Below are 24,493 nucleotides of genomic sequence, written 5' to 3'. Positions count from 1 at the left end.
CTAAATCCCCGCGCTGCTCTACCTCGCAGGCCATGACCGTTCAGCCCAAGATGACCGAGCCGCTGGCGCCGCAACCCGCCGCCACGGAGTTCGCCTTTCATGTCGCCGCCCGCGACGGTGCCGCCCGCACCGGCGCGATCAGCATGCCGCGCGGCGTCATCCGTACGCCCGCCTTCATGCCGGTCGGCACCGCCGCGACCGTGAAGGGCATGTACCCCGAGCAGGTGAGGGCGCTTGGCGCCGACGTCGTGCTCGGCAACACCTACCACCTGATGCTGCGGCCCGGCGCCGAACGCGTCGCCAGGCTCGGCGGCCTGCATAAGTTCATGAACTGGCCGCATCCGATCCTGACCGATTCCGGCGGCTTCCAGGTGATGTCGCTGTCGCAGTTGAGGAAGCTGACGGAGGAGGGCGTCACCTTCCAGTCCCATATCGACGGCTCGAAGCATGTGCTCACCCCCGAGCGCTCGGTCGAGATCCAGAACCTGCTCGGCTCCGACATCGTGATGCAGCTCGACGAGTGTGTCGCGCTGCCCTGCGAGGACAAGGTGGCGGAGAAGGCGATGCGACTGTCGCTGCGCTGGGCCGAGCGCTGCAAGACGGCTTTCGGCAGTCATCCGGGGCGGGCGCTGTTCGGCATCGTCCAGGGCGGGGCGGTGCCGCATCTGCGCGTCGAGAGTGCGCGCGAGCTTGCCGCCATGGATCTCAAGGGTTACGCCGTCGGCGGTCTCGCGGTCGGCGAGCCGCAGGAGATCATGCTGGCTATGATCGAGACGGTCGAGCCGCATCTGCCGCAGGAGAAGCCGCGCTACCTGATGGGCGTCGGCACGCCGGACGACATCATCCAGTCGGTCGCGCGCGGCATCGACATGTTCGACTGCGTGATGCCGACCCGCGCCGGCCGCCACGGCCAGATCTTCACCCGCTTCGGCCGGATGAACCTCAAGAACGCCAAGCACGCCGAGGACCCGCGCCCGATCGACGAGCAATCCTCCTGCCCGGCGGCCAATAGCTGGTCGCGTGCCTATCTGCATCATCTCGTCAAGGCCGAGGAAATGCTCGGCAAGATGCTGCTGACCTGGGTGAACCTCGCCTACTACCACGATCTGATGGCAGGCCTGCGCGCCGCCATCGTGGCCGGGCGCCTCGCCGATTTCATCGCCGAGACCAAGGAAGGCTGGGCCAGAGGCGAGGCGGCTTGAGCGCAGGGCTCGCTCTTCTGCCGGTCAAGATGGCGATCGCCGCTTCGGTGGTGGTCGGTTGCTCCGTTCTGGCCGAGCGCACGGGACCGCTGGTCGCGGCGATGATCGCGACGCTGCCGATCTCGCTCGGCCCCGTGCTTGTTTTCCTCGCGCTCGATCACGACGCGGCTTTCATTGCCGCCAGCGCGCTGGGCACGATGAATGCCAATGTCACCCATGCCGCCTTCATCGTGAGCTATGTGCTTCTGGCCCAACGCCTGACGATGTTGCCCTCGCTCGCGATTGCCTCGGCCGTCTGGGTTCTCGCGCTGGCCGGCGTGCGCAGCCTGGCGCTGCCGGTGCTGCCGCTCGCCGTCCTGACCATCCTCGCCTTCGCTGTCGTGCACATGCTGGTGCGGCCTTATCTCTCCGTGCGCATGGCCGCCCCTGTCGCGCTTTCGCGCTATGCCATCCCGATCAGGGCCGGTTGCGTCGCGGTGCTGGCGGGAATCGTCACAGCCGCGAGCGATCGAGTCGGGCCGCTCTGGTCGGGCGTCCTTGCCGGGCTGCCCATTGTCCTGTCGAGCCTGATCGTGATCCTGCATCCCCGCATCGGCGGGAAGGCCACCGCTGCGGTGATCGGCAGCGGGGCGCTCGGGCTGCTGGGCACGGGCCTGGGGCTTGCCGCCGTGCATCTGATGGCCGTGCCGTTCGGCACATGGACGGCGCTCGCCTCAGGTCTCGTCGTTTCGGTCGGCTGGAACCTGTTCGTGACCGGGCTTGCGCGCCGGCTTGCGCCATGAGGCGACGAACAGCCCGCCGATGATCAGCATGATGCCGGCGAGCTGCAGCGAGGATGGGATCTCGCCGAGCACCGGGATCGCCAGCAACGTGCCCGTGACCGGGATCAGCGGCGGGAAGCGACCGACGACCGCCGGCCCCAGGACATGCGCCGCCCAGCCCCAGATCCACAGGCCGATAATGACATTGGCCACGCCCTGATAGAGCGCGTGCAGCGACAGCACCCACCATGGCGCGATGTCGAAGCCGCGGAAGAAGAACAGGGCGTAGATCGGCAGCCAGCAGGCCATCGACAGCACCGAAACAACCGCCGAGGCGCGCAGTCCGTCGAGCTTCCAGAGCTGGATCATCAGCGGATAGAAGCCCCAGAGCAGGCCGACGCCCACGAACATCAGGTCGCCGCGCAGCGTTCCTGCGCTCGCGCCCGTCGTGCCTGCGATCGCGAGGCAGGCGAGACCGGCCAGCACGCCGGCAATGCCGATGACGAGGTTGCGTGTTAGCGCCGCGCCGAACAGGACGACCGAGCCGATGATGCCGATGATCGTGACGGTGCCCGGCCCGATCGTCGCGCCGTGCGCCGCCGGGGCCATGGTCAGGCCCATCATCATCAGGAAGGTCATCGGAAGGCCGCTCGACAGGAACAGCAGAGAGCCCCGCCCCCAGCCGGCGCCGCCACAGCGCGCGAGGCCGGATTTCAGGAACAACGGCAGGAGCAGAAGGCCCGCCGTCCCGAAGCGCAGCGCCAGCAGGTCATAAGGCGTGATGCCGTGCAGGAAGGCATGACGGCTCAGCGCAAAATTCGACCCGAAGATCAGGACGCTGAGCAGCATGCCCGCTACCGCCAGCCGGCGTCGGCGGTGCTCCTTGTCGTGCACGGCAGCAAGGCTGGCGAGGCGCTGATCCATGCGCTGGCATAACGCGGATTGTTGCACCGCCGTTACGGGCTGTTGTGCATGGCACCCGCGCTTGCGGGGGCAGACCGCATTTGCGCCGCGTTTCGGCCCTTCTGGCGCCTAGTCGCATCGGCTTCCTTTGCGGCGCGATATCAACTGGGCCAGCCACCGGAGTGACCGCCGATGCCCGGCAACCGCTATTCTCCCAGCCCTGCCGCCATGGCGAGCCGTCTCGGCCACCATCTCCTGCTGTCATTGGGCATTGCCACTGCGACAGCGCTGCTCGCGACGCCGCCCGGCCTGCTGTCCGGCGCTATGCCGCGCCATGGGGCCGTGCATGCGCCGATCGAGCAGGCGATGCTGCCGAAACTTGCACTGCTTCGGGATGGGAAGATCACCGATCGACTCGATGGTGCCGACCTTGCCGCGAGCGAGGACTTCCGGACCAACCGGCAGGTCACGCCGGCCGCCCTGGCAATGCCGATGTCGGTGAGCTGGCCGGAGCGCGACGAATGGGCCCCACCGCAATTTGCGGCGCTCGGCAAGCCGCGGCTGGAAACGGCGGAGAAGGCGAGACATTCGTCCCCGGCGCGGCGAACCGCTTCGCCGCCGGAGCGCAACATCGCTGTCGCAGCTCCGCTCGTGATCCTGCCGCCAGCGGCGGCGACGGCAATCGAGACGGCACAGGCGAGCGAGGCGTCCCGCGATGATTTCTGGAGCCGTTTCGTGGTGGCGCCGGCGACCAAGGTCTCCGACGCCGTGACGGGCGCCGCCGGCAGTGTCCAGGCGGCGGGCTCCTGGGGGCTCTCCCAGGCGGTGAGCCTGCTGCCGCGTTGGTGAACGCGGCAGCGGAGGTTTGATCAGGCCAGCGCCTTGAGCGCGCCGCGGCCGGCATAGATCGCCTGCGCGCCCAGCTCCTCCTCGATGCGCAGCAGCTGGTTGTACTTCGCCGTCCGGTCGGAGCGGGCGAGCGAGCCGGTCTTGATCTGCCCGCAATTGGTCGCGACCGCGAGGTCGGCAATCGTCGAATCCTCGGTCTCGCCCGAACGGTGCGACATCACGGCGGTATAGCCGGCGCGCTGCGCCATATCGACGGCGGCGAGCGTCTCGGTCAGCGAGCCGATCTGGTTGACCTTGACCAGGATGGAGTTGGCGGTCTTGCCCTTGATGCCCTGCGACAGGCGGCTGACATTGGTGACGAAGAGGTCGTCGCCGACGAGCTGGCACTTCGCGCCGACGAGGTCGGTCAGCACCTTCCAGCCCTCCCAGTCATCCTCCGACATGCCGTCCTCGATCGAGACGATCGGGTAGTTGCCGACGAGCTTGGCGAGGTATTTGGCCTGCGCCTTGGGATCGCGCGTCTTGCGCTCGCCCTCATAGACATAGGCGCCGTCCTTGAAGAACTCGGTCGCGGCGCAGTCGAGCGCCAGCGCGATGTCCTCGCCGGGCCGGTAGCCGGCGCTCTCGATCGCCTGCATGACGAAGTCGAGCGCGGCTTCCGCCGACTTGATGTTCGGAGCGAAGCCGCCCTCGTCGCCGACATTGGTGTTGTGGCCGGCGTCGTGCAGCTTCTTCTTCAGCGTGTGGAAGATCTCCGAGCCCATGCGCAGGCCCTCAGTGAAGGACTCCGCGCCGACGGGCATGATCATGAATTCCTGGAAGTCGATCGGGTTGTCGGCATGGGCGCCGCCATTGACGATGTTCATCATCGGCACGGGCAGGACGCGTGCCGAGGTGCCGCCGACATAACGGTAGAGCGGCAGGCCCGAGGCTTCCGCCGCAGCCTTGGCGACCGCGAGCGAGACGCCGAGGATGGCGTTGGCGCCGAGCTTCGCCTTGTTGGGCGTGCCGTCGAGCTCGATCATTGTCTGGTCGATGGCGGTCTGGTCTTCGGCGTCCATCGCGACGATCGCCTCGGCGATGGCGACGTTGACGGATTCGACCGCCTTGAGCACGCCCTTGCCGAGATAGCGGTTCTTGTCGCCGTCGCGCAGCTCGACCGCCTCATGCGCGCCGGTCGAGGCGCCGGAGGGGACGGCGGCGCGGCCCATCGAGCCATCCTCGAGCACGACATCGACCTCGACTGTCGGGTTGCCGCGGGAATCGAGGATCTGGCGTCCGATGATGTCGATGATCGCGGTCATGGCAGGCTCCGGAGAAGACGAGGAAGGGTGAGGCGCTTCTAGCCAACAGCCTGCCGTCGCGAAAGCCCCGATCCGCATCCCGGGCACTTCAAGCCATCGATGTTTAGTGGTGGATCGCGAAGCCGGGCGGAGCGCTGCAGGCCATGTCCGAGGTCCCGATTCCGCTGCTGGCTCGCAGGTTGCGGAAGAGCCGGATGAGCGCAGTCCAGCTTTCCTTCGAGAAACGAACATGTTCCAGAATCTTACGAGCCGCCGCCGACCGTCCTTGCTCGCTGTCCTGTTCTGGTGCGGCCTGACAATCCTGTGGTGGGCCGGGCTATGCGCCTTCGCCGGGCGGCCGATCTGGTTCTGGTAGGATGGTCGTCATTCCGGGGCAGGCCGGAGGCCTGAGCCCGGAACCCATGAACACCGTCTCAGCAGGAAGAGCCGTGCTCCAAGCCGGTCCGGCCCTCTCTGGAGCGTCGTGTTCATGGGTTCCGGGCTCGGCCCAAGGGCCGCCCCGGAATGACGGCGGCGGTTCCGGCCGATCCATCTCGACAACTGTCCATACCGCCTAACTCTTGTCGTTGGGCAGGCCGAGATAGCTGCCGAGCATGAAGCCGCTCTGCAGTGCGAAGAGATAGCCGATCCAGACGAGGATACTGAACAAGTCGAGTTCTCCCCGGATCAGCCAGAGAGGGAAGATAGCAATGGTCATGATCGCGCTGGCAAGCGCGATCGCCGGATATCCGTGCGAGAGGCCGATCAAGAATCCGATCAGGAATAATATGCCTGCAATTATCATAGAATTGTAGTGATCGATGCCGAGTAGTTGTACTGGGGTATAGTTTGGCTTCCGTCGAAGCAAGGAAGCGTGTGGAAATTCGATAAATATTGATCGAGTTGAAGCAGGCATAAGCTTTGGGCGTCGATGCGCGCTCGTAGCGTCCGACGATGGCAGGCGCGTGGCATTCGCGGCTTTCCCCCTTCACGAAAGATGAGCTACAGGCTCCCCAAACTTGAGGAGCATCTCCCATGGCCATCGACGCCTCGACCTTGCAGCTCGGTCAGAGCAGCCCGCTGCCTACCTCGCCCGAGGAAGCGCGGCTCGACCGCGTGCCCAATCCCCATGCCGGCACGCGCTATCTCGCGCGCTTCACCTGCCCGGAATTCACCTCGATCTGCCCGGTCACGGGGCAGCCCGATTTCGGCATCCTCGTCATCGACTACCTGCCGGGCCAGTGGCTGGTGGAGTCGAAGTCGCTGAAGCTTTATCTCGGCGCGTTCCGCAATCACGGTGCCTTCCACGAGGACTGCACCGTCTCGATCGGCAAGACGCTGGTCGATCTGCTCGAGCCGGAATGGTTCCGTATCGGCGGCTACTGGTACCCGCGCGGCGGCATTCCGATCGACGTGTTCTGGCAGACTGGCGAGCCGCCGAAGGGCCTCTGGCTGCCGGATCAGGGCGTCGCGCCCTATCGTGGGCGCTGAAGCATCAGGCGTTTTTCAACGGAACCGAGCCGTCATTCCGGGGCGCGCCGAAGGCGCGAGCCTGGAACCCATGAACACTGCTGAAATGAAGAAGAGCGGCATCGCCGTAGCCATTCTTCAAGCCCTGTGTTCATGGGTTCCGGGCTCAGGCCCTTGGCCTGCCCCGGAATGACGGCTTGGTTCCGTGCCCAATCGGCGCGCGTCAGCTCCGCGAGCCGAGCGGAGGGAGAAGGCGCGGCGTCACGAAGCCGAGAACGCCGATCCCGATACCGAAGACGATGAGCGCCTGCTGGGTTCCGAGGAGATTCAGCAGCGCGGCCATGACCAGCGGCCCGGTGGCGTGCCCCATGAAGAAGAAGCAGGCGAACAGCGCCATCGCCGAGCCGCGTGCCGTCGGCGCGAGCTCCGTCGCTTGCGCCTGGAACGTGCCATGGAGCAGGAAGAAGCCGAAGCCGGTCAGCAGGAATACGCCGATGGCCGTCCACCACGGCGCGGGCAGGGTGAAGGCGAAATAGGCCAGCGCCACCGCGAGGCCGCCATAGCGCATCATCTGGCGCGGCCCGACCCGTTCGACCAGGATGCGTGTCAGCACGCCGTAGACGAGCCCGCCGAGCCCCATCGCACCGATCGCAAGGCCGGCCTGCGAAGGGCTGGCTCCGGAACGCTCATGCAGGATGGCGGCGATGAACGGCGACAACCCGAAGACGAGCGACCCTTCCAGCAGCACGAGCAGATAGAGCAGCTTGCTGCGCGGATTGGCGAAGACCGCCTGATAGCTTTTGATCGCGCCCGCGAGGCTGAGCGGCGTACGCGCGGCGTTGGGCCGCGGCTTCAGCACGAGCCGCACCAGGAGCGCACCGCCGCCGGCGAGCACGCCCGCGATGACGAGCACGGCACGCCAGCCGATATGGTCGGCGACGAGGCCGGAGAAGGTGGCTCCCGCCATCTGCCCGATGATCATGATCACCAGGAAACGGCCGAGCATGATCTGCCGCTCTGCCATTGGCGCACGGTCGCCGATGGCGGCCATCGCCGCGGGAATCACGCCGCCCGCCATCGCGCCGCCTGCCGCACGCAGCACAAGGAGGGCCCAGAAGCTGGTGGCGAAGGCCGCGAGCGTCGAGAGCACGCAGAGTGCGGCGAGGCAGGTCGAGATGCTGCGCAACTTGCCGACCGAGTCGGCGATCGGACCAAGGAAAGGTTGGCCCAGCGCGTAGCAGCTGGAGAAGGCGGTTGCCACGAAGGCGATCTGTTGGACGCTCTGGCCGAACTCGCCCGCGAGGGTCGGGACCAGCGGGTCGATCAGCCGCATGGTGAAGGTCGAGGCGAAGCCGCAGAGCCCCAGGATCGGGATCAGGGCGCCCAGATCGGATTTGGGCGCCGATGCGGGTTCAGACATAGGCGACGGCTGGGGCCGGGCGGTTCTTGGCGAGGCGATCGAAACCCTGCAGTTCGGCGATCAGATCCTGGAACTCGGAGAGAGGCACCATGTTCGGGCCGTCGGATGGTGCGCGATCGGGATCGGGATGGGTCTCGATGAAGAGCCCGGCGACGCCGACGGCGACGGCTGCCCGCGACAGCACCGGCACGAATTCGCGCTGCCCGCCCGTCGAGGCTCCCTTGCCGCCCGGCTGCTGCACGGAATGGGTGGCGTCGAAGATCACCGGCGCGCCGATCTCGGCCATGGTCGGCAGGGCGCGCATGTCCGAAACCAGCGTGTTGTAGCCGAAGGAGGCGCCGCGTTCGGTCAACATGAGGTTCGGATTGCCGCTCTCGATCACCTTCGCGGCGACGTTGACCATATCCCAGGGCGCCAGGAACTGGCCCTTCTTGACGTTGACGACCCGGCCGGTCTGCGCCGCTGCGACGAGCAGGTCGGTCTGGCGGCAGAGGAAGGCGGGAATCTGCAGCACGTCGACGACCTCGGCGATCGGGGCGCATTGGCCCGCATCATGCACGTCGGTCAGAACCGGCAGTCCGGTGCGCTCGCGGATCTCGGCAAAGACGGGCAGGGCGGCTTCCAGGCCCATGCCGCGGGCGCCTCTGACGCTGGTCCGGTTCGCTTTGTCGAAGGAGGTCTTGAACACCAGTCCGATATTGAGATCGGCCGCGATTTCCTTCAGGGCCAGCGCGCATTCGAGCGCATGATCGCGACTTTCCATCTGGCAGGGGCCGGCGATCAGCGCGAGCGGCAAGGCATTGCCGAAGCGCACGGGCCGGGCGAGATCTTCGCCGATGGTGACGACGGCGTTGGGTGTCATGGTGGTGTCCTTGTCCAGCGGCCTCTATGTCTGGCCGGGCCGGGCTGGGTCAAGCCGCGCGAGCGGTTGGCGGCCATGTCGCGAAGAGTTGCGTGCAGCTGGCGGGAACGGACTGGCGAAGCAGGAAAGAGGTCTGTAAATTCGTGGGCGAAGCACTATCTCGGGTGGGAACGCAGGATCGATTTGGGTTGGAATCCGATAGGCATGGCGGGGCGTGAATGATGCAGGCAGGCCAGGGCAGAGCAGTGCATGCCGATCGGACGTCGCGTCTGCCCGTGGGCGCGGGCCCGCTGACCATGGCTGATCGCCCGCGGCGTGCCGGCCCCCCGGCCAATGGCGGCAAGGAAGGCACCGGCACGGCGGTGCTGACCCGCACGCGGACGCGCAAGCCCAATCTCTATCGTGTCCTGCTGCTGAACGACGACTACACCCCGATGGAGTTCGTCGTTCACGTTCTGGAGCGGTTCTTCAACAAGGATCGCGCCGAAGCCACGCGGATCATGATGCATGTGCATCAGAACGGCGTCGGTGAATGCGGCGTCTTCACCTATGAGGTCGCCGAGACCAAAGTCACCCTCGTCATGGATCTGGCGCGCAAGCATATGCACCCGCTGCAATGCGTGATGGAGAAAAAATGATCTTGGGTCAGACGTCCCCCTCTTCGAACAGATAGGAGCGCTCCCTTGCCGAGTTTCTCGCGCAGTCTCGAACAGGCGCTTCACCGGGCTCTGGCTCTCGCCAATGAGCGCCGTCACGAATACGCCACTCTCGAACATCTCCTGCTCGCCCTGGTCGACGATCAGGACGCGGCCGCTGTCATGCGTGCTTGCAGCGTCGATCTCGACCTGCTCAGGCGCAATCTCGTCGATTACATCGACTCCGAGCTGACGAATCTCGTCACCGACGGGCGCGACGATTCCAAGCCGACCGCCGGCTTCCAGCGCGTGATCCAGCGCGCCGTCATCCATGTCCAGTCGTCCGGTCGCGAGGAGGTGACCGGCGCCAATGTGCTCGTCGCCATGTTCGCCGAGCGCGAGAGCCATGCGGCGTATTTCCTGCAGGAGCAGGACATGACCCGCTACGACGCGGTCAATTACATCAGCCACGGTATCGCCAAGCGCCCCGGCGCCAGCGAGAGCCGCCCGGTGCGCGGCTCCGAGGAGGAAGGCGAGCCGCAGCGCGAGCAGCGCTCCGAACAGGGCAGCAGCGAGGACAAGGAAAAGAAGAAAAAGGAAAGCGCGCTGGACGCTTATTGCGTCAACCTGAATCGGAAGGCGAGGGACGGGCGCATCGATCCGCTGATCGGCCGCGAGGCCGAGGTCCAGCGCACCATCCAGATCCTCTGCCGCCGCCAGAAGAACAATCCGCTCCTGGTCGGCGACCCCGGTGTCGGCAAGACCGCGATCGCCGAGGGCCTCGCCCTGAAGATCACCCGCGGGGAAGTTCCCGAGGTGCTGAAGGACGCGACCGTCTTCTCGCTCGACATGGGCACGCTGCTCGCCGGCACCCGCTATCGCGGTGACTTCGAGGAGCGTCTCAAGCAGGTGATGAAGGAGATCGAGCAGCACCCCAAGGCGATCATGTTCATCGACGAGATCCACACGGTGATCGGCGCCGGTGCGACCTCGGGCGGGGCGATGGACGCCTCGAACCTGCTCAAGCCCGCGCTCGCCTCCGGCACGCTGCGCTGCATCGGCTCGACCACCTACAAGGAATACCGCCAGTATTTCGAGAAGGATCGGGCGCTGGTGCGCCGCTTCCAGAAGATCGACGTCAACGAGCCGTCGGTCCCGGATACGATCGAGATCCTCAAAGGCCTCAAGCCCTATTTCGAGGAGTTCCACAAGCTGCGCTACACCCACGACGCCATCAAGGCGGCGGTGGAACTCTCGGCGCGCTACATCCATGACCGCAAGCTGCCGGACAAGGCGATCGACGTTATCGACGAGACCGGCGCCTCGCAGATGCTGTTGCCAGAGAACAAGCGCAAGAAGACCATCGGCGTGAAGGAGGTCGAGGTGGCTGTCTCGACCATGGCCCGCATCCCGGCCAAGACCGTCTCCAAGGACGATGCCGAGGTGCTGCGTAATCTCGAGCAGACGCTGAAGCGCTCGGTTTACGGCCAGGAGAAGGCGATCGAGGCGCTGTCCTCGGCGATCAAGCTCGCCCGCGCCGGTCTGCGCGACGGTGAGAAGCCGATCGGCTGCTATCTCTTCGCCGGCCCCACGGGCGTCGGCAAGACCGAGGTGGCGCGTCAGCTCGCGCTCTCGCTCGGCGTCGAGCTGATCCGCTTCGACATGTCGGAATACATGGAGCGCCACACCGTCTCGCGGCTGATCGGCGCGCCCCCCGGCTATGTCGGCTTCGATCAGGGCGGTCTGCTGACCGACCAGATCGACCAGCATCCGCACAGCGTGCTGCTGCTCGACGAGATCGAGAAGGCCCATCCCGACCTGTTCAACATCCTCCTGCAGGTGATGGACCACGGCAAGCTGACCGACAACAACGGCAAGCAGGTCGATTTCAGGAACGTCATCCTGATCATGACGACCAATGCCGGCGCGGCCGATCTCGCCCGCTCGGCCTATGGCTTCACCCGCAGCAAGCGTGAGGGCGACGACACGGAGGCGATCAACAAGCTGTTCGCGCCGGAGTTCCGCAACCGTCTCGACGCCACCATCTCCTTCAGCCATCTGCCGAAGAGCGTGGTCGCCCGCGTCGTCGACAAGTTCGTGCTCCAGCTCGAGGCGCAGCTCGCCGACCGCAACGTCACCATCGAGCTCTCGGACGAGGCACGCGAATGGCTCGTCGACAACGGCTATGACGAGGCGATGGGCGCCCGGCCGATGGCGCGGCTCATCCAGCAGACGATCAAGACGCCGCTCGCCGATGAGGTTCTCTTCGGGCGGCTGAAGGGTGGCGGCGCGGTCAAGGTGGTGGTGGTCCAGTCCGAGACCGGCATCAAGGTGCTCGGTTTGGAATTCCCGGACGGCCCGGCCAAGCCCAAGCCGGAGAAGGACGTCGCGGCCGCGACGGCCAAGCGAGCGACAAAGCCGCGTGCCAAGGCCATGAGCGATGGCAAGACCACGAAGGCACCGCCCCGCAAGGCCCCCAAGGGCGGCTCTGGCCCGGATGACGGCCCCGGCAATCCGCCGAAGACATCCGGGCGCACGATCCGTACTGTGCCGAAGGTACCGCTGACGAAGGCCTGAGAACGTGTTGTTCAGACGCAAGAAAGCAGCCCTCGCCGAAACCGGCGAGGGCGCAACGCCCACGGCGGCTCCGGCGCCGCAGCGCCCTGCCAAGGAAAAGCTCGGCTGGTTCGAGAAGCGCGACCGCCGCCGCCGCCGCCGCAAGATCTTTGAGGAGGTGCTGGGCTGGATCCTGGTGCCGGCCTTCATCTATCTGATCTATCTCGGCATCCAGGCGGTCGGCGGCATTCCGAAGGAGCTGATCGACTTCGCCAATGAGCTCGTCACCATGGCGATGAAGGGCGGCAAGGGCTGAGCAGCCGCGGCCTTGCAGGGAGTGCAGGGCCGTTCCTCCTTCCGGAAGCTTGGCGGGCCCTCGCGAGGTAAGCCATAGGGGTTGAATGGCCCGTGCGCTCTGCACGGGCCGTTTTGATGTCCCCGAGGCTGCTCGCAGCGATGATCCCATGAGCGTATCCGCCGACTGGAGCTGGCAGCGCGTCGCGCTGGCCGGCATGCGCGATGCGCTGCTGCTTCCGGCCTGGATCGTCGGCTTCGGGCTGATCGGCATCGGCTCCCTGGCCCGCGACGTCGGATACCCGGTCGATGTCGCGGTGCTCTCGACCATCCTGGTCTGGGCCGGCCCTTCGCAGGTGCTGTTCTTCGCCTCCATTGCCGCCGGTGCCGCCTGGAGCGCGATCGCGATTGCGATCGCCTTCGCCTCGCTGCGCTTCCTGCCGATGACGATGGCGATCCTGCCGCTGCTGCGCCGGCCCGGCCAGAGCATCTGGCAGCAGCTCTTTCTTTCGCACTACGTCGCAGTGACGGCCTGGACCGAGGGGCTGCGCCGGCTGCCGGGCATCCCGGTGCATCAGCGCGTGGCCTATTTCCTCGGCTTCGCCAACACCTGCATGGCGGTGAGCTCGGTCGGGACTTTCGCCGGTTACTATCTGCTCGGCGCCTTGCCCGTCCCCTTCGCCGCCGGGCTGCTCTGCCTGACGCCGATCTTCTTCCTGGTCTCTCTGACGGCTGGCTTGCGCCATCGCAGCGACGTCACGGCACTGGTGCTGGGGCTGGCGCTCGCGCCGGTCTGCGAGCGCTTCATCGGTGGTGGCTTCGATCTCATCGTAGCCGGACTCATTGCCGGCAGCATCGCCTTCATGATCGGCCGCAAGCGCAAGGCGGCCAAATGACCCAGCCGATCGCCCTGCTCGACGGGCCGCTCTGGCCCTATCTCGCACTCTTGCTTTTCGCGGTGCTGCCGACTGAGATCTGGCGCTGGCTCGCCGTCGGCTTCGCGCGTGGGCTTAAAGCCGACTCGCCGCTGCTCGAATGGGTGAGGGCGGTCGCGACGGCGCTGCTCGCCGGTATCGTCGCCAAGTTGATAGTCTCGCCGCCGGGCGCGCTGGCCTATGCACCGCTGTTCGTGCGCGTCGCTGCGCTCGCTGCTGCCGTGGCCGTGATGGCCGTGAGCCGGCGCCGGATGATGCTGGCCGTTCTCGTTGGCGAGGTCGTGCTGATCGGCGGCGTCTGGCTGTTCGGGGCAGCTTAGCCTCTGCCCGCCTTGAGCCGCTCCCGCACAGGGCTGAGCTTGTCCGGGTTGCGAATGACGTAGATCGCCTGGACCTGCCCGTCGCGGATGTCGAGAACGACTGCCTGGGCGGTGTCGGTTTCCATGCTGATGTAGCCGGGCATGCCGTTGATCAGCATCGGCTCGTAGCGCGGGACGAAACCCTGCTGCTGCGGCTTGCGGGCGAGGCCGGCGAAGAAGCGGCCGATCTTCTCGCTGCCGAAGATCGGGTTGAGCACCGAGCTCGCCTTGCCGCCGCCATCGCCATGCAGCACCGCATCCTGCGCCAGCAAGCCCTTCAGGGCCGTCGGATCGGTGCTGTGCGCCGCTTCGAAGAAGGCGACGGCATAGCGCCGCGCCTCATCGGGAGAGAGCGGGTGGCGCGGGCCCTCCTGCCGCGCATGCCGGCGCGCCCGCGAGACGAGCTGCCGGCAGGCCGTCTCGCTGCGCCCGAGCGTCTCGGCGATCTCGGAGAAGGGCAGGTCGAACACGTCGTGCAGCAGGAAGGCGGCGCGTTCGAGCGGAGACAGCCGCTCCAGCGCGAGCTGGAGCACATAGGGAACGTCGAGGCCCTCATCGCTGCTCGCGGTGCCGCCGATCTCCTCGATCAACGGCTCCGGCAGCCAGGCGCCGACATAGGTCTCGCGCCGCCGCCTGGCCGATTTCATCAGGTCGAGGCAGAGCCGCGTCACCACGCGCCCAAGCCAGGCCCGTGGATTCGCCAGCGCTTCCGGCGCGGAGTCGTGCCAGCGCAGCCAGGCGTCCTGCACCACATCCTCGGCATCGCTGAGCGAGCCGAGCATGCGGTAGGCGAGGCGGGTCAGATAGGACCGGTGGGTCTCGAAGCCGGCGGCAGTGACGTCCGTCATGAAATCCTGTGAGCGTGGATCCTATGCGGCCTCGACCTTGGGCGCCCTGTCGTTCGGATGATGCGAGCGGAAGCCGACCGCGATCCGGTTCCAGACATTGATCGTGCCGATCAGCAGCGTGAGCTTGACCATCTCCTCCCCGCTGAAATGGCGCAAGGCCTCTTCGTAATCGGCGTCGGGCGCATGGGTCTGCGACAGCAGCGTCAGCGCCTCGGTCCAGGCCAGCGCGGCGCGCTCGCGTGGGGTGTAGAGCTCGGATTCGTGCCAGGCGCTCAGCAGATAGAGCCGCGCTTCGCTCTCGCCGGCCTTGCGGGCATCGGCCGAGTGCATGTGCAGGCAATAGGCGCAGCCATTGATCTGCGACGCCCGCATCTTCACCAGCTCGATCAGGCTGTGCTCAAGGCCGGAATCCGCGACCGTGGCTTCGAGCGCCATCAGCGGCTTCATTATCTCGGGGGCGGTTGTATAGGGGTTGAGACGCTTGTTCATGGTGGTTCTCGCTGTGGGACGGGATGTCGGCCAGGCGGGCGAAGCCGCTCGGCCGGGGCACGCATCGGCTCAGGCGGCAGCCTCGGTCTTGCGCGGACGATCGGCCGGATGGCGCGAGCGGAAGCCGGCATTGAGCCGGTTCCAGGCGTTGATCGTCGAGATCGATAGCGAGAGGTCGACGCATTCCTTCTCGCTGAAATGAGCGCGCAGCTCCGCGAAGGCTTCGTCGCTCGGGCTGCCTTCCGAAAGACGGGTCAGCGCCTCGGTCCAGCCGAGGGCGGCCTTCTCGCGCGGCGTGTAGAGCTCGGATTCGTGCCAGGCGTCGAGCAGGTAGAGCCGCGCCTCGCTCTCGCCCGCCTTGCGGGCATCCATCGCGTGCATGTGCAGGCAGTAGGCGCAGGCATTGATCTGCGACGCCCGCATCTTAACCAGCTCGAGCAGGCTGTGCTCCAGCCCGCTCTCATTGACGTAATTCTGCGTCTTTAGCAGCGCTTCGATCGCACCGGGGGCGACCTGGAAGGCATTGAGGCGTTGGCTCATGGTCTTTCTCCATCGGTTGATGACGACAAGACGAGGCAGCCCAGCCCCTTGTGACATGCCCCTCAGATTTTTTTCAGGGCCTCGCGAATTTTCTCGGCATTGCTGGCGAGCACCTCGTTCTTCTCCATCGCGCCCATAGGCGGGCGCAGCGCCACGCCGTCGAAGCGCGGCATGACGTGGACATGGAGGTGGAAGACGACCTGGCCGCCGGCGGGCTCGTTGAACTGCTGGATCGTGACGCCCTGGGCGGCGAAGGCGGCCCTGACGGCGCGCGCCAGCTTCTGGGTCGTCAGCGCGACGGCACTCAGCACCTCGACCGGCGCGTCGAAGACATTGCGGCAGGCGGTCTTCGGGAGCACCAGCACATGCCCTTCGGCGCGCGGCATGATGTCCATGATCGCGATCGTCTCGGCATCCTCATAGACGGTGTGGGCGGGCAGCTCGCCGCGCAGGATCTTGGCGAAGATGTTGGACGGATCATAGGCGGTCATGGCGGTTCCGATGGCTTGGAAGCGGAGCGCTGACCCTGTGGCCGCCTCGCGAGGCCGTCAAGGCCGCGAAAGCTGACCTCGTCCGCGTCAGGCGCCCAGCGGCAATGTCTGCTCGACGGCGCCATCGAGAACGAGGTCGTCACCGGCGCTCATCACCTGCAGCGCCGTTGCGGTGAAACGCAGCAGCGGCCGGTTCCACCAGCGCGTGACGATGCCATCCAGCACCGCCGTCTCGGCGGCATCGAGATCATCCTTGAGATTATACAGGCCAACGAGCCAGAGATCGCTGGGAGCGCGCCCGAAGGCAGCCTGCACCGTCTGCAGCATATTCGCGCCATCGCGCTTCTCGGGATAGGCGGCGAGGTAGAGCCGGCCGCGGTTGACGTTGCCGGAGAACAATCCGCGCAATTCGACGGAGAAGGGCTCGATCCCGCCGAGCGCGTCGCGCGTGGCCTGCGCGACCGCAGGCGGTTCCTCAATCCCGAGCGAGCCGCAGACCGTGGCGTGCAGCTTGTCGCGCCGCTTCGGCAGGATCTCCCAGGCGATCTTGTCGGCGAGGGGCGCCGTCCTGAGCTCGTCTTCCAAGGCGCGAAAGCCAGGCGAAGCCTGCAGGGCGGCATCGTCAACCGGCAGCACCAGCGAGAACACGCGCGGATGCCGGCCCATTTCATAGAACTTGCCCTCGCGCCGGGGGATCACACCCGGATGCTCTGGAGCGACCAGCGGCAGATGCGCCAGCCTGTAGCTTTCATCGAGCTGGAGCGGTGCGGAGAAATCGGTGAGGCTGCGCCGATAGCCGAGTTCGCCATCTTGGCAAAAGACCGGCTGATCTGCCGCTGCTGCGAACGTCACCGCGTCAGTCATCATTCGATCCCGTCTTGCGAAACGGAGTTTCCGCTGCAAGCGCGGCCTGCGCGGCGGCGATCTGCTCGCGCTCCTGCGTCAGATAGGCCGCGACCGGCCGGCGCAGCCCGGGGTCGGCGATATGATGCAGGGAGTGGGTGACGACGGGCCGATAGCCGCGCGCCAGCTTGTGCTCGCCCTGCGCTCCGGCCTCGACGCGGGCAAGCCCATGCGCGATCGCATAGTCGATAGCCTGATGGTAGCAGACCTCGAAATGCAGGAAGGGATGGTCCTCGATGCAGCCCCAGTTGCGGCCGTAGAGGGTGTTCGCTCCCCGGAAATTGATCGCGCCGGCGATGTAGCGCCCGGCGCGCTTCGCCATCATCAGCACGATGCGTTCGCCCATCGCCGCGCCGACGCGCGAGAAGAATGCGCGATTGAGATAGGGCCGGCCCCATTTGCGCGAGCCGGTGTCCTGATAGAAGGCGAAGAAATCGTCCCAGACCGCCTCGGTCAGGTCGCGGCCCGAGAGCGCCTCGATGGTGATGCCGGCCGAGAGCGCCTCGCGCCGCTCGCGCTTCAGCGCCTTGCGCTTGCGCGAGGCCAGTGTGGCCAGGAAGTCGTCATAGCTGCCGAAGCGCTCGTTCTGCCAATGGAACTGCAGGTCGTTGCGCTCGAGATAGCCGGCCTGCTTCAGCGCAGCGATATCCGGCTCCTGCGCGAATGTGACATGCACCGATGAGGATTGTGTCTGCGCCCGCAGCGCCTCCAGCCCGGCGATCAGCGCCATTCGCGCTTCGTCGGCGCGTGGTCCGTCGGCGACGAGCAGGCGCGGCCCCGTGGCCGGGGTGAAGGGCGCGGCGACCTGGAGCTTGGGATAGTAGCGCCCGCCGGCGCGTTCATAGGCATCGGCCCAGCCATGGTCGAAGACATATTCGCCCTGGCTGTGGCTCTTGAGGAAGCTCGGCGCGGCGGCCAGCAATTCGCCCGCGCCATCCTCGACGAGGAGATAGGCCGGCGACCAGCCGCTGCGCCCACCGGTGCAGCCGCTTTCCTCCAGCGCCGTCAGGAATTCGTGGCTGACGAAGGGGTTGTCCCGGTCGATGCCGCTATCCGCATCGGCGGGGCAAGGCGCCGACATGGCGCCCTGCAGGGCATGAGGGTTGGCGCAGGCATTCCACGCGCCTGCCGGGACGGCCTTGAGCGAGGTCGCGACGCGAACGATGAGATCGTCGCCCTCGCGTTTGCTCAAGGACGAAAGCCCTCGAAGACCATCTGGTCGGCGAAGGTCGCGGCCCGCTGCCGCTCCTCCGGCGTGCGCACGGTCCAGCTCATCAGCGGCAGCCCGAGCGCGTTGCGGCAGAGATAGGGCGCCGCGCTCTCCAGATCCGCGACCTTCCAGGAGAGGAAGTGCGGCCGGCTTTGGGTGAAATGCAGCAGATTGGCGAGGGCATGCTTCCGGGCCGGCGAGAGGCTGTCGTAGTCGCCGTAATCATAGGCATTCATCGCCACGATGCCGCGCGGAATCTCCGGCGCGATCTCGCGCAGGGCGGTCACGATATCGGGATCGAAGGATTTGATCACGATCGGATGGTCCTTGTAGCCCCGGACGATCTCCACGGTCCGGCGCGTCAGGGCGAGATTGCCGTCGAAGCGGCTCTTGATCTCGATGATGAGGGGGACGCGCCCGCCGATCAGGTCGAGGAAGGCCGACAAGGTCAGGATGCGGTCGCCGCTGCCCTTGAGCGTGATGGCGGAGAGCGCATCGGCCTTGCGCTCGACGACGGCGCCGCTCTCAGCCGTCAGCCGATCGAGCATGAAATCGTGGAACACGACCGCTTCGCCGTCGGCGGTGAGCTGGACGTCGCATTCGATGCCGAAGCCGCCGGCGATGGCGGCCTCGGCGGCCGAGGCGCTGTTCTCGATGACGCCGGCGGCGAGATCATGCAGGCCGCGGTGAGCGATCGGCCGGGCAATCAGCCAGCCCAGTTCGGGCCGGGTGGTCGTGTTGGAAGCCTGAGTCATCAGATGATCTCGAACATCGCCTCGACTTCGACGGCGGCATCGGCCGGCAGCTCGGCTACGCCCACGGTCGAGCGGGCATGGCGGCCGCTGTCGCCGAGCACTTCGACCATGAGATCGGAGGCGCCGTTCATGATCGCCGGGAGCGCCGCGAAATGCGGGGCGGCGTTGATGAAACCGCCGAGGCGCACGCAGCGCACGATCCGGCCGAGATCGCCATCGAGCGCCGCCTTGGCCTGGGCGAGCACGTTGATCGCGCACAGCCGCGCAGCCTCGAGCCCGGCCTCGTTGAAGATCTCGGCGCCCAGCTTGCCCTTGTGCTTGTCGGAGAGCTTGCCGTCGAGCCCGAAGCAGATCTGGCCGGAGATGACCAGCAGGTTGCCGGTGATGACATAGGGCACGTAGTTGGCGACGGGAGCGGCCGGGCTCGGCAGGGTGATTCCGAGTTCGGCGAGGCGTGTTTCGACGACGTTCATGAGCATGGCTCCGCGAGCGAGGCAGGGTCTTTTCGGGACCGATCTTGCGAGACTGGTCTTTCATGGCCGAAGCCCGGACGGCCCGCAAGCATCGCGACATGTCCGGCGGGCAGGGGTGATGCGGCGTCAGGAAGCGGGCTCATCGCCATGTTTGCGCCATTGCCGCATTGCACCTAGATTTCCACCGAGGATGGAACGGAAAAGCGGCGCATGAACGACATAAGCTTGAGGCTCGCGGCCCATGCGAGCCAGGTCGGTATCGCAACCCTGATGCTGGCCGCAGGGCCGGCCTGGGCGCAGGCAAATGCGGCGCAGCCCGCTCCGGACCGGGTGGTGCTCGCGCCGCATCGCGCGGTCTACGACCTCGTCCTCGACAATGCCAAGCCTTCAGGCAACATCGAGACGGCCAAGGGCCGCATCGCCTTCGAGTTCACCGGCGACGCCTGCGAGGGCTATGCCCTGTCCTTCCGCCAGGTCACACAGCTCGGCACTGAAGCAGGGCCACGGGTCATCGATGCGCGCACGACCAGCTTCGAGGCGGGGGATGGCGCAAGCTATCGCTTCAAGACCGAAAGCTCCTCGGGCGGCGCCACGCCCGAGACCGTCGACGGTACCGCCGAGAAAAACAGCGGCGGCTATGAGGTGAAATTGCGCCAGCCCAAGGCCGAAACCCATCGTGACGGCGCCGATGCGCTCTTCCCGAATGCTCAGATGAAGGCGGTGATCCAGGCTGCGCGTGCCGGCAAGCATACGCTCAACGTGCGACTCTATGACGGCGCGAACTCCGGCAAGGAGGTCTACGACACGCTTTCGGTCATCGGAAAACGCATCGAGGGCGAGCCGTCCGAAAAACCGCTGCAGCGCTCCGAATTCGAGAAGATCGCGCGTTGGCCGGTCACGATCTCGTATTTCAAGGTCGGCTCGGGCGAATCGACGCCGTCCTATTCGATCTCCTTCGAGCTCTACGACAACGGCGTCACCGGCGCGATCAAGCTCGACTATGGCAGCTTTGCGCTGCGCGGCACGCTCACGCGTCTGGATCTTCTTCCTCAGGAAGCTTGCGCGAAATAGCCGGCTCGGACGATCGGCGCTGCGGGAGCCTGAGGCTCAGCCCCTTGCCGATCGCCTCGTCGCCGAAGCGGGCGCGCAGCTTGTCGAGCGCGCCTTCCATCGCCTTGAGACGCGGCGTCGCGGTATCGGCAAGGTCGCCATGGTCCGCTTGCTCGGGTGGGCTGAAATCGCTCGTGCCGATGCCGATCAACCGGTAGCGCGGTCCGTTGCATTCGCGTTTCAGCAGGTCGCGCCCGGCGGTGAAGAGCCGGGCGGCGAGTTGCGTCGGCTCGGGCAGCCGCGTGGCGCGGGTGATGATGTGGAAGTCGGCCGTCTTCAGCTTCAGCGTGATGGTCCGGCTGGCGAGCTCCTGCGCCTTCAGCCGCTTCGAGGTCTTCTCGCAGAGCCGCCACAGGATCGGCTCCAGCTCCTCAAAGGCTGAGAGATCGACGTCGAGCGTGGTTTCGCTCGAGACGCTCTTGGTCTCGCGCTCGGGCGTGACCTTGCGTGGATCGACGCCGTTCGCGAGGTTCTTGAGCCGCGGGCCGTCCTTACCCGCGATGCGGAAGAGCTTCTCGACCGGAGCCTCGCGCAGGTCGCCAATCAGCTTGAACCCGCCTTCCGCCAGCTTCGAGACGCTTGCAGGCCCCATGCCGGGGATCAGGCTGACCGGCTTGTCGGCGAGGAAGGCGACCGCCTCGCCACGGCCGATGATCGAGAAGCCCCGCGGCTTGTCGAGGTCGGAGGCGACCTTCGCCAGGAACTTGGCGTAGGACAGGCCGACCGAGATGGTGATGCCGAGTTCGGCTTCGATACGTTTGGCGAAGCGCGCCAGCGTCACGGCCGGGCTGGCGTGGTGGAGACGCTCCGTGCCTGCAAGATCGAGAAAGGCCTCGTCGATCGAGAGCGGTTCGACCAGCGGCGTCAACTCGCGCATCATCTGCCGGACCTCGCGGCCGACGCTGACGTACTTCGCCATGTTCGGCTTGACCACCACCGCCTCGGGGCAGGCCTTCAGCGCCTTGAACATCGGCATGGCCGAGCGCACCCCGTAGGTGCGGGCGATGTAGCAGCAGGTCGAGACCACGCCGCGCTTGCCGCCGCCGACGATCACCGGCTTGTCCTGCAGGCTCGGATCGTCGCGCTTCTCGATTGTGGCGTAGAAGGCGTCGCAGTCGATATGGGCGAGGCTCAAGGCATCGCGCTCGGCGTGGCGGATCAGGCGCGGCGAGCCGCAGGTCGGGCAGCGCCGGAGCGGCCCCGCCGCCTCGTGATCCGCCAGGCAGTCGCGGCACAGGCTGCGCAGCGCGAGGGGATGCGCGGTCAAGAGAAGTCGTCCGGCTCCGGCCCGGCGAGCAGGCGGCGCGCCTCGCCGACGATTTCCGGATTCAGCCTTAAATTTTCGGCAAACTCTAGCAGGAGCGAATCGCTTCCTGAGATATGGTCGAGCACCGCCGCGAGGAAGCCCGGTTCGCTCGCCGCGGAGCGCAGATTGGCCGGGCCGAGGCCGGTTGCGGCGAGGAAAGGCTCGATCCGTTCCGGTTCGGCGGCCAGGAAGCCGAGGGCGCGCAACGCCAGTGTCTCTGCATCCTCGGTCGTCAGTCTTGGTGCCATGGCCTGGGAGTCGCGTATCTGGTTTGCGTTTCGTCAACTGCTCGCGTGCTACTGCAATCATCCAACGACGCCACCATTTTGGGAAGGCCGCCGGCTCCCCGGTGGCATCTCCGGCGCGAATGAAGGGCGGCCTGATGAAGACGGTTCTGATCGTCGAAGACAACGAACTCAACATGAAGCTCTTCAACGATCTTCTCGAGGCGCATGGCTATGCGACCCTGAAGACGTCGGACGGCATCGAAGCCATTGAGCTGGCGCGGACCCATCACCCGGCGCTGATCCTGATGGATATTCAGCTTCCCGAGGTCTCGGGCCTCGAAGTCACCAAATGGATCAAGGAGGACGACGACCTCAAGGCGATCCCGGTGGTGGCCGTGACGGCCTTTGCCATGAAGGGCGACGAGGAGCGGATCCGGGAGGGAGGCTGTGAGGCCTATCTCTCCAAGCCCATCTCGGTTGCGAAGTTCCTGGAGACGGTCCGTGCCTATGCCGGCGCAGCCTGAGGTGCCCAAGAGCAACCCATGACCGCCCGCGTCCTCGTCGTCGATGACATTGCCGCCAATGTGAAGCTGCTCGAGGCCAAGCTCTCGGCCGAGTATTTCGGCGTGGTGACGGCGCTGAACGGCGCGGAGGCGATTGCGATCTGCGAGCGCGGCGAGGCGGATATCGTCCTGCTCGATGTCATGATGCCGGGCATGAACGGTTTCGAGGTCTGCCGCCGCCTGAAGGGGACGCCGGCGACCGCGCATATTCCGGTTGTCATGGTCACCGCGCTGGATCAGCCGCGCGACCGACTGCAGGGGCTCGATGCCGGCGCCGATGACTTCCTGACCAAGCCGCTCGACGATGCGGCGCTCTTCGCCCGGGTGCGAAGCCTGGCGCGATTGAAGGAGATGACGGACGAGCTGCGCGGCCGTGCCGTCGCCTCGGTTCGGCTCGGCATGGCCGATCCGCTGGCCGCCGCTGCCGCTGAAACCGGACTCAATGGCCGCATCCTGCTGGTCGAAGACCGACCCAACGTGGTCGAGCGGCTTCAGAGCGCGCTCTCGGCCTTCCATGCCGTCGAGGTCGAGAGCGATGCCCAGCAGGCCGCGCTGCGGGCTGCCGACGGCGGATTCGACAGCGTCATCATCAGCCTCGACCTGCAGGATCAGGACGGCTTGCGCCTGTGCAGCCAGCTGCGCTCGCTGGAGCGCACGCGCAACATCTCCGTGCTGCTGATGGGGGAGGTCGAGGATCGCGCCCGTATCCTGCGCGGTCTCGATATCGGCGCGCATGACTTTCTGCTCCGCCCGATCGATCGCAACGAGCTGCTCGCCCGGGTTCGCACCCAGGTGCGCCGGAAGCGCTTCACCGAGCGACTGCGCGACAGCGTGCAGTCCTCGATGGAGATGGCGGTGATGGACCAACTCACGGGGCTGCACAATCGTCGCTTCATGACCAGCCGGCTCGCCATGATGTTCGACGAGTCGGCGCTGCGTGCGCGCTCGCTCTCGATCCTCCTGCTCGATGTCGATCACTTCAAGGCTGTCAACGACAGCTGGGGGCATGATGCCGGCGACGAGGTGCTGCGCGAGTTCGCCAACCGCGTCCGCGCCTGCACCCGTGGTATCGACCTCGTTGCCCGCATGGGCGGCGAGGAGGTTGTCGTCGTCCTGCCCGATACGGGGCGCGATGCTGCCTATCAGGTTGCGGAGCGTATTCGCGAGCGGGTCGAGAGCGAGCCTTTCGCGATCCAGAACAACACGCGCGACATCAGGGTCACGGTTTCGGTGGGCGTCGCGAACCGCCGCGCCGGAGACGCCTCCTCAGCCGACATCATGAAGCGCGCTGATGATGCCCTCTATCGAGCCAAGGCTGGCGGCCGCAACCGCGTCATCGTCGCAAGCGCTGCGTAAGCGATCAGTTTTCGCTCAATTCAGGTCGGTGGGGCGCACTCGGGCCGGGTCGGCGGGCTGTCTTCGGAGACGGCGATCCGCTGCATAAGCGTACTTACGGCCGAACGTTAAGGTTGCGCGCGAGCAGCAGTTGGCAAGTATCTGAAGTTGTTTTCGGAATTGCCGTAGAGTCAGCTGCGTCCCGCGGAAATTTAAGATTAGCCGGTAGGGTTAACGATCGATGAACGCAAGGGAATCGGTCGGATTTGATTGATTCGGATACGTTGCATTGTAAGGGTCGTTGCAACGCAGCGATCCCGGTGATCGCTCCCGAATGCCCCTCGGGTGCTCAGGTCCGCCGCATCTCCTGGGAAACCGAAGGGCTCGGCCGGTCGGTGACGGAATTCTGGCCTCCTCAGAACCGTCGCCGGCCGGCCACCATGTTTCTGGAGCTGCCGCTTCAGCGGTAGAGATAGCCGGAGATCGCCGCCGGCAGCCAGTAACCGGCAGCGCCGAAGACCGCGAGCAAGGCCAGCACGCCGAGGGCGGCACCGATGCGCGTGGTCAGGAAGCGTGAGGAATCAATCTCGACCAGCAGCTTCAGCAACTGTCGCACCATGCCGTTCGGGCCTCGCTATCCTGCAATCCCGGCTTCGGCATCCGGGCGACGGCGGAAGCGCATCAGGTGGGGGCTTTCCCGGAATAGTCAATAAC

Annotated in this window: 29 protein-coding genes; 13 read left to right on the top strand and 16 right to left on the bottom strand. The window is 66.3% G+C overall.

Annotated features, from left to right (window positions below; all coding sequences use genetic code 11):
* Positions 1 to 50: 50 nt before the first annotated feature.
* Positions 51 to 1,202 (top strand): tRNA guanosine(34) transglycosylase Tgt, encoded by a 1,152-nt coding sequence (gene tgt / locus FQV39_RS07400; protein WP_149133716.1) that lies wholly within the window; start codon positions 51 to 53, stop codon positions 1,200 to 1,202.
* Positions 1,199 to 1,984 carry a hypothetical protein gene (locus tag FQV39_RS07395; RefSeq protein ID WP_149129703.1) on the top strand — a complete coding sequence of 262 codons (786 nt, stop codon included), beginning with the start codon at positions 1,199 to 1,201 and terminating at the stop codon, positions 1,982 to 1,984. Before tgt ends, FQV39_RS07395 begins: the two co-directional genes overlap by 4 nt.
* Here FQV39_RS07395 and FQV39_RS07390 read toward each other — a convergent pair.
* Positions 1,916 to 2,887, bottom strand: a complete 972-nt coding sequence (locus tag FQV39_RS07390) for a DMT family transporter (RefSeq protein WP_149129702.1) — start codon at positions 2,885 to 2,887, stop codon at positions 1,916 to 1,918. The genes FQV39_RS07395 and FQV39_RS07390 overlap by 69 nt on opposite strands.
* A gap of 171 nt (positions 2,888 to 3,058) precedes the next feature.
* On the opposite strand from FQV39_RS07390, the gene FQV39_RS07385 reads away from it, so the two are divergent.
* A complete protein-coding gene (locus FQV39_RS07385) occupies positions 3,059 to 3,715 on the top strand; it encodes a hypothetical protein (RefSeq protein WP_149129701.1) in 657 nt (218 codons plus the stop codon).
* A 20-nt stretch (positions 3,716 to 3,735) separates the two neighbouring features.
* On the opposite strand, the gene eno is transcribed toward FQV39_RS07385, so the two are convergent.
* Positions 3,736 to 5,019 (bottom strand): phosphopyruvate hydratase, encoded by a 1,284-nt coding sequence (gene eno / locus FQV39_RS07380; RefSeq protein WP_149129700.1) that lies wholly within the window; start codon positions 5,017 to 5,019, stop codon positions 3,736 to 3,738.
* A 229-nt stretch (positions 5,020 to 5,248) separates the two neighbouring features.
* Here eno and FQV39_RS34100 point away from each other — a divergent pair, with 229 nt between their 5' ends.
* Positions 5,249 to 5,374 carry a hypothetical protein gene (locus FQV39_RS34100; protein ID WP_282570267.1) on the top strand — a complete coding sequence of 42 codons (126 nt, stop codon included), beginning with the start codon at positions 5,249 to 5,251 and terminating at the stop codon, positions 5,372 to 5,374.
* A gap of 198 nt (positions 5,375 to 5,572) precedes the next feature.
* On the opposite strand, the gene FQV39_RS33075 is transcribed toward FQV39_RS34100, so the two are convergent.
* Positions 5,573 to 5,716 carry a hypothetical protein gene (locus FQV39_RS33075; RefSeq protein ID WP_187640199.1) on the bottom strand — a complete coding sequence of 48 codons (144 nt, stop codon included), beginning with the start codon at positions 5,714 to 5,716 and terminating at the stop codon, positions 5,573 to 5,575.
* A gap of 317 nt (positions 5,717 to 6,033) precedes the next feature.
* Here FQV39_RS33075 and queF point away from each other — a divergent pair, with 317 nt between their 5' ends.
* Positions 6,034 to 6,489: a preQ(1) synthase gene (queF, locus tag FQV39_RS07375; RefSeq protein ID WP_149129699.1), complete on the top strand. Its 456-nt coding sequence runs from the start codon at positions 6,034 to 6,036 to the stop codon at positions 6,487 to 6,489.
* A gap of 202 nt (positions 6,490 to 6,691) precedes the next feature.
* Here the strand turns inward: queF and FQV39_RS07370 are convergent, their stop codons facing one another.
* A complete protein-coding gene (locus tag FQV39_RS07370) occupies positions 6,692 to 7,888 on the bottom strand; it encodes an MFS transporter (RefSeq protein WP_149129698.1) in 1,197 nt (398 codons plus the stop codon).
* Positions 7,881 to 8,750 carry a 3-deoxy-8-phosphooctulonate synthase gene (kdsA, locus tag FQV39_RS07365; RefSeq protein ID WP_149129697.1) on the bottom strand — a complete coding sequence of 290 codons (870 nt, stop codon included), beginning with the start codon at positions 8,748 to 8,750 and terminating at the stop codon, positions 7,881 to 7,883. Before kdsA ends, FQV39_RS07370 begins: the two co-directional genes overlap by 8 nt.
* Before the next feature lie 296 nt (positions 8,751 to 9,046).
* On the opposite strand from kdsA, the gene clpS reads away from it, so the two are divergent.
* The 5 genes from clpS (at position 9,047) to FQV39_RS07340 (ending at position 13,490) form a co-directional block, all read left to right on the top strand.
* The gene (clpS, locus tag FQV39_RS07360; protein WP_149129696.1) at positions 9,047 to 9,388 is read left to right on the top strand and encodes an ATP-dependent Clp protease adapter ClpS; all 342 of its coding nucleotides are present in this window, start codon (positions 9,047 to 9,049) and stop codon (positions 9,386 to 9,388) included.
* A gap of 45 nt (positions 9,389 to 9,433) precedes the next feature.
* Positions 9,434 to 11,962: an ATP-dependent Clp protease ATP-binding subunit ClpA gene (clpA, locus tag FQV39_RS07355; protein WP_149129695.1), complete on the top strand. Its 2,529-nt coding sequence runs from the start codon at positions 9,434 to 9,436 to the stop codon at positions 11,960 to 11,962.
* A 7-nt stretch (positions 11,963 to 11,969) separates the two neighbouring features.
* Positions 11,970 to 12,257: a hypothetical protein gene (locus FQV39_RS07350; RefSeq protein WP_187640198.1), complete on the top strand. Its 288-nt coding sequence runs from the start codon at positions 11,970 to 11,972 to the stop codon at positions 12,255 to 12,257.
* Positions 12,258 to 12,405: 148 nt separating this feature from the next.
* Positions 12,406 to 13,131 (top strand): AzlC family ABC transporter permease, encoded by a 726-nt coding sequence (locus FQV39_RS07345; RefSeq protein WP_187640197.1) that lies wholly within the window; start codon positions 12,406 to 12,408, stop codon positions 13,129 to 13,131.
* A complete protein-coding gene (locus tag FQV39_RS07340; protein ID WP_149129692.1) occupies positions 13,128 to 13,490 on the top strand; it encodes an AzlD domain-containing protein in 363 nt (120 codons plus the stop codon). The genes FQV39_RS07345 and FQV39_RS07340 overlap by 4 nt, the downstream gene beginning before the upstream one ends.
* Here FQV39_RS07340 and FQV39_RS07335 read toward each other — a convergent pair.
* The 8 genes from FQV39_RS07335 to FQV39_RS07300 form a co-directional block, all read right to left on the bottom strand.
* The gene (locus FQV39_RS07335; protein WP_149129691.1) at positions 13,487 to 14,377 is read right to left on the bottom strand and encodes a sigma-70 family RNA polymerase sigma factor; all 891 of its coding nucleotides are present in this window, start codon (positions 14,375 to 14,377) and stop codon (positions 13,487 to 13,489) included. The two genes, FQV39_RS07340 and FQV39_RS07335, sit on opposite strands and share 4 nt — an antisense overlap.
* A 21-nt stretch (positions 14,378 to 14,398) precedes the next feature.
* Positions 14,399 to 14,866, bottom strand: a complete 468-nt coding sequence (locus FQV39_RS07330) for a carboxymuconolactone decarboxylase family protein (protein WP_149129690.1) — start codon at positions 14,864 to 14,866, stop codon at positions 14,399 to 14,401.
* A 69-nt stretch (positions 14,867 to 14,935) separates the two neighbouring features.
* Entirely contained in the window at positions 14,936 to 15,406 is a 471-nt protein-coding gene (locus tag FQV39_RS07325; protein WP_149129689.1) for a carboxymuconolactone decarboxylase family protein, read from the bottom strand.
* 62 nt (positions 15,407 to 15,468) lie between these two features.
* Positions 15,469 to 15,897 (bottom strand): HIT family protein, encoded by a 429-nt coding sequence (locus tag FQV39_RS07320; protein ID WP_149129688.1) that lies wholly within the window; start codon positions 15,895 to 15,897, stop codon positions 15,469 to 15,471.
* Between the two features lie 87 nt (positions 15,898 to 15,984).
* Complete coding sequence (locus tag FQV39_RS07315) at positions 15,985 to 16,749, bottom strand: 2'-5' RNA ligase family protein (protein ID WP_248313283.1); 765 nt, start codon at positions 16,747 to 16,749, stop codon at positions 15,985 to 15,987.
* 4 nt (positions 16,750 to 16,753) lie between these two features.
* The gene (locus tag FQV39_RS07310) at positions 16,754 to 17,992 is read right to left on the bottom strand and encodes a GNAT family N-acetyltransferase (protein WP_149129686.1); all 1,239 of its coding nucleotides are present in this window, start codon (positions 17,990 to 17,992) and stop codon (positions 16,754 to 16,756) included.
* Positions 17,989 to 18,765 (bottom strand): glycerophosphodiester phosphodiesterase family protein, encoded by a 777-nt coding sequence (locus tag FQV39_RS07305; protein WP_149129685.1) that lies wholly within the window; start codon positions 18,763 to 18,765, stop codon positions 17,989 to 17,991. Before FQV39_RS07305 ends, FQV39_RS07310 begins: the two co-directional genes overlap by 4 nt.
* A complete protein-coding gene (locus FQV39_RS07300; protein WP_149129684.1) occupies positions 18,765 to 19,238 on the bottom strand; it encodes a RidA family protein in 474 nt (157 codons plus the stop codon). Before FQV39_RS07300 ends, FQV39_RS07305 begins: the two co-directional genes overlap by 1 nt.
* Positions 19,239 to 19,448: 210 nt before the next feature.
* Here FQV39_RS07300 and FQV39_RS07295 point away from each other — a divergent pair, with 210 nt between their 5' ends.
* Positions 19,449 to 20,309 carry a cell envelope integrity EipB family protein gene (locus FQV39_RS07295; RefSeq protein WP_149129683.1) on the top strand — a complete coding sequence of 287 codons (861 nt, stop codon included), beginning with the start codon at positions 19,449 to 19,451 and terminating at the stop codon, positions 20,307 to 20,309.
* On the opposite strand, the gene FQV39_RS07290 is transcribed toward FQV39_RS07295, so the two are convergent.
* The gene (locus tag FQV39_RS07290) at positions 20,266 to 21,615 is read right to left on the bottom strand and encodes a DNA polymerase IV (protein WP_248313282.1); all 1,350 of its coding nucleotides are present in this window, start codon (positions 21,613 to 21,615) and stop codon (positions 20,266 to 20,268) included. The genes FQV39_RS07295 and FQV39_RS07290 overlap by 44 nt on opposite strands.
* Positions 21,612 to 21,902: a DUF3572 domain-containing protein gene (locus FQV39_RS07285; RefSeq protein ID WP_149129682.1), complete on the bottom strand. Its 291-nt coding sequence runs from the start codon at positions 21,900 to 21,902 to the stop codon at positions 21,612 to 21,614. Before FQV39_RS07285 ends, FQV39_RS07290 begins: the two co-directional genes overlap by 4 nt.
* 131 nt (positions 21,903 to 22,033) lie before the next feature.
* Between FQV39_RS07285 and FQV39_RS07280 the strand changes: the two genes are divergently transcribed.
* Together FQV39_RS07280 and FQV39_RS07275 are read left to right on the top strand one after the other, a co-directional pair.
* Positions 22,034 to 22,405, top strand: coding sequence for a response regulator (locus tag FQV39_RS07280; protein WP_149133714.1), 372 nt, complete (start codon positions 22,034 to 22,036; stop codon positions 22,403 to 22,405).
* Between the two features lie 18 nt (positions 22,406 to 22,423).
* Entirely contained in the window at positions 22,424 to 23,800 is a 1,377-nt protein-coding gene (locus tag FQV39_RS07275) for a PleD family two-component system response regulator (protein WP_149129681.1), read from the top strand.
* A 439-nt stretch (positions 23,801 to 24,239) separates the two neighbouring features.
* Here the strand turns inward: FQV39_RS07275 and FQV39_RS33070 are convergent, their stop codons facing one another.
* Positions 24,240 to 24,398 carry a hypothetical protein gene (locus FQV39_RS33070; protein ID WP_187640196.1) on the bottom strand — a complete coding sequence of 53 codons (159 nt, stop codon included), beginning with the start codon at positions 24,396 to 24,398 and terminating at the stop codon, positions 24,240 to 24,242.
* Positions 24,399 to 24,493: the final 95 nt, after the last annotated feature.

It is taken from the genome of Bosea sp. F3-2 (assembly GCF_008253865.1).
Lineage (GTDB): Bacteria > Pseudomonadota > Alphaproteobacteria > Rhizobiales > Beijerinckiaceae > Allobosea.
This window is presented reverse-complemented; position numbering and strand designations above follow the sequence as displayed.

What these genes read in the sequence shown, in the direction of transcription:
- queF (WP_149129699.1), top strand. Translation starts at nt 6,034, where the DNA reads ATGGCCATCGACGCCTCGACCTTGCAGCTCGGTCAGAGCAGCCCGCTG.
- FQV39_RS34100 (WP_282570267.1), top strand. Translation starts at nt 5,249, where the DNA reads ATGTTCCAGAATCTTACGAGCCGCCGCCGACCGTCCTTGCTCGCTGTC.
- FQV39_RS07295 (WP_149129683.1), top strand. Translation starts at nt 19,449, where the DNA reads ATGAACGACATAAGCTTGAGGCTCGCGGCCCATGCGAGCCAGGTCGGT.
- FQV39_RS33070 (WP_187640196.1), bottom strand. Translation starts at nt 24,398, where the DNA reads ATGGTGCGACAGTTGCTGAAGCTGCTGGTCGAGATTGATTCCTCACGC.
- FQV39_RS07335 (WP_149129691.1), bottom strand. Translation starts at nt 14,377, where the DNA reads ATGACGGACGTCACTGCCGCCGGCTTCGAGACCCACCGGTCCTATCTG.
- tgt (WP_149133716.1), top strand. Translation starts at nt 51, where the DNA reads ATGACCGAGCCGCTGGCGCCGCAACCCGCCGCCACGGAGTTCGCCTTT.
- FQV39_RS07305 (WP_149129685.1), bottom strand. Translation starts at nt 18,765, where the DNA reads ATGACTCAGGCTTCCAACACGACCACCCGGCCCGAACTGGGCTGGCTG.
- FQV39_RS07390 (WP_149129702.1), bottom strand. Translation starts at nt 2,887, where the DNA reads ATGGATCAGCGCCTCGCCAGCCTTGCTGCCGTGCACGACAAGGAGCAC.
- FQV39_RS33075 (WP_187640199.1), bottom strand. Translation starts at nt 5,716, where the DNA reads ATGACCATTGCTATCTTCCCTCTCTGGCTGATCCGGGGAGAACTCGAC.
- eno (WP_149129700.1), bottom strand. Translation starts at nt 5,019, where the DNA reads ATGACCGCGATCATCGACATCATCGGACGCCAGATCCTCGATTCCCGC.
- FQV39_RS07330 (WP_149129690.1), bottom strand. Translation starts at nt 14,866, where the DNA reads ATGAACAAGCGTCTCAACCCCTATACAACCGCCCCCGAGATAATGAAG.
- FQV39_RS07285 (WP_149129682.1), bottom strand. Translation starts at nt 21,902, where the DNA reads ATGGCACCAAGACTGACGACCGAGGATGCAGAGACACTGGCGTTGCGC.
- kdsA (WP_149129697.1), bottom strand. Translation starts at nt 8,750, where the DNA reads ATGACACCCAACGCCGTCGTCACCATCGGCGAAGATCTCGCCCGGCCC.
- FQV39_RS07370 (WP_149129698.1), bottom strand. Translation starts at nt 7,888, where the DNA reads ATGTCTGAACCCGCATCGGCGCCCAAATCCGATCTGGGCGCCCTGATC.
- clpS (WP_149129696.1), top strand. Translation starts at nt 9,047, where the DNA reads ATGGCTGATCGCCCGCGGCGTGCCGGCCCCCCGGCCAATGGCGGCAAG.
- FQV39_RS07340 (WP_149129692.1), top strand. Translation starts at nt 13,128, where the DNA reads ATGACCCAGCCGATCGCCCTGCTCGACGGGCCGCTCTGGCCCTATCTC.
- FQV39_RS07345 (WP_187640197.1), top strand. Translation starts at nt 12,406, where the DNA reads ATGAGCGTATCCGCCGACTGGAGCTGGCAGCGCGTCGCGCTGGCCGGC.
- FQV39_RS07300 (WP_149129684.1), bottom strand. Translation starts at nt 19,238, where the DNA reads ATGAACGTCGTCGAAACACGCCTCGCCGAACTCGGAATCACCCTGCCG.
- FQV39_RS07275 (WP_149129681.1), top strand. Translation starts at nt 22,424, where the DNA reads ATGACCGCCCGCGTCCTCGTCGTCGATGACATTGCCGCCAATGTGAAG.
- FQV39_RS07385 (WP_149129701.1), top strand. Translation starts at nt 3,059, where the DNA reads ATGCCCGGCAACCGCTATTCTCCCAGCCCTGCCGCCATGGCGAGCCGT.
- FQV39_RS07320 (WP_149129688.1), bottom strand. Translation starts at nt 15,897, where the DNA reads ATGACCGCCTATGATCCGTCCAACATCTTCGCCAAGATCCTGCGCGGC.
- FQV39_RS07325 (WP_149129689.1), bottom strand. Translation starts at nt 15,406, where the DNA reads ATGAGCCAACGCCTCAATGCCTTCCAGGTCGCCCCCGGTGCGATCGAA.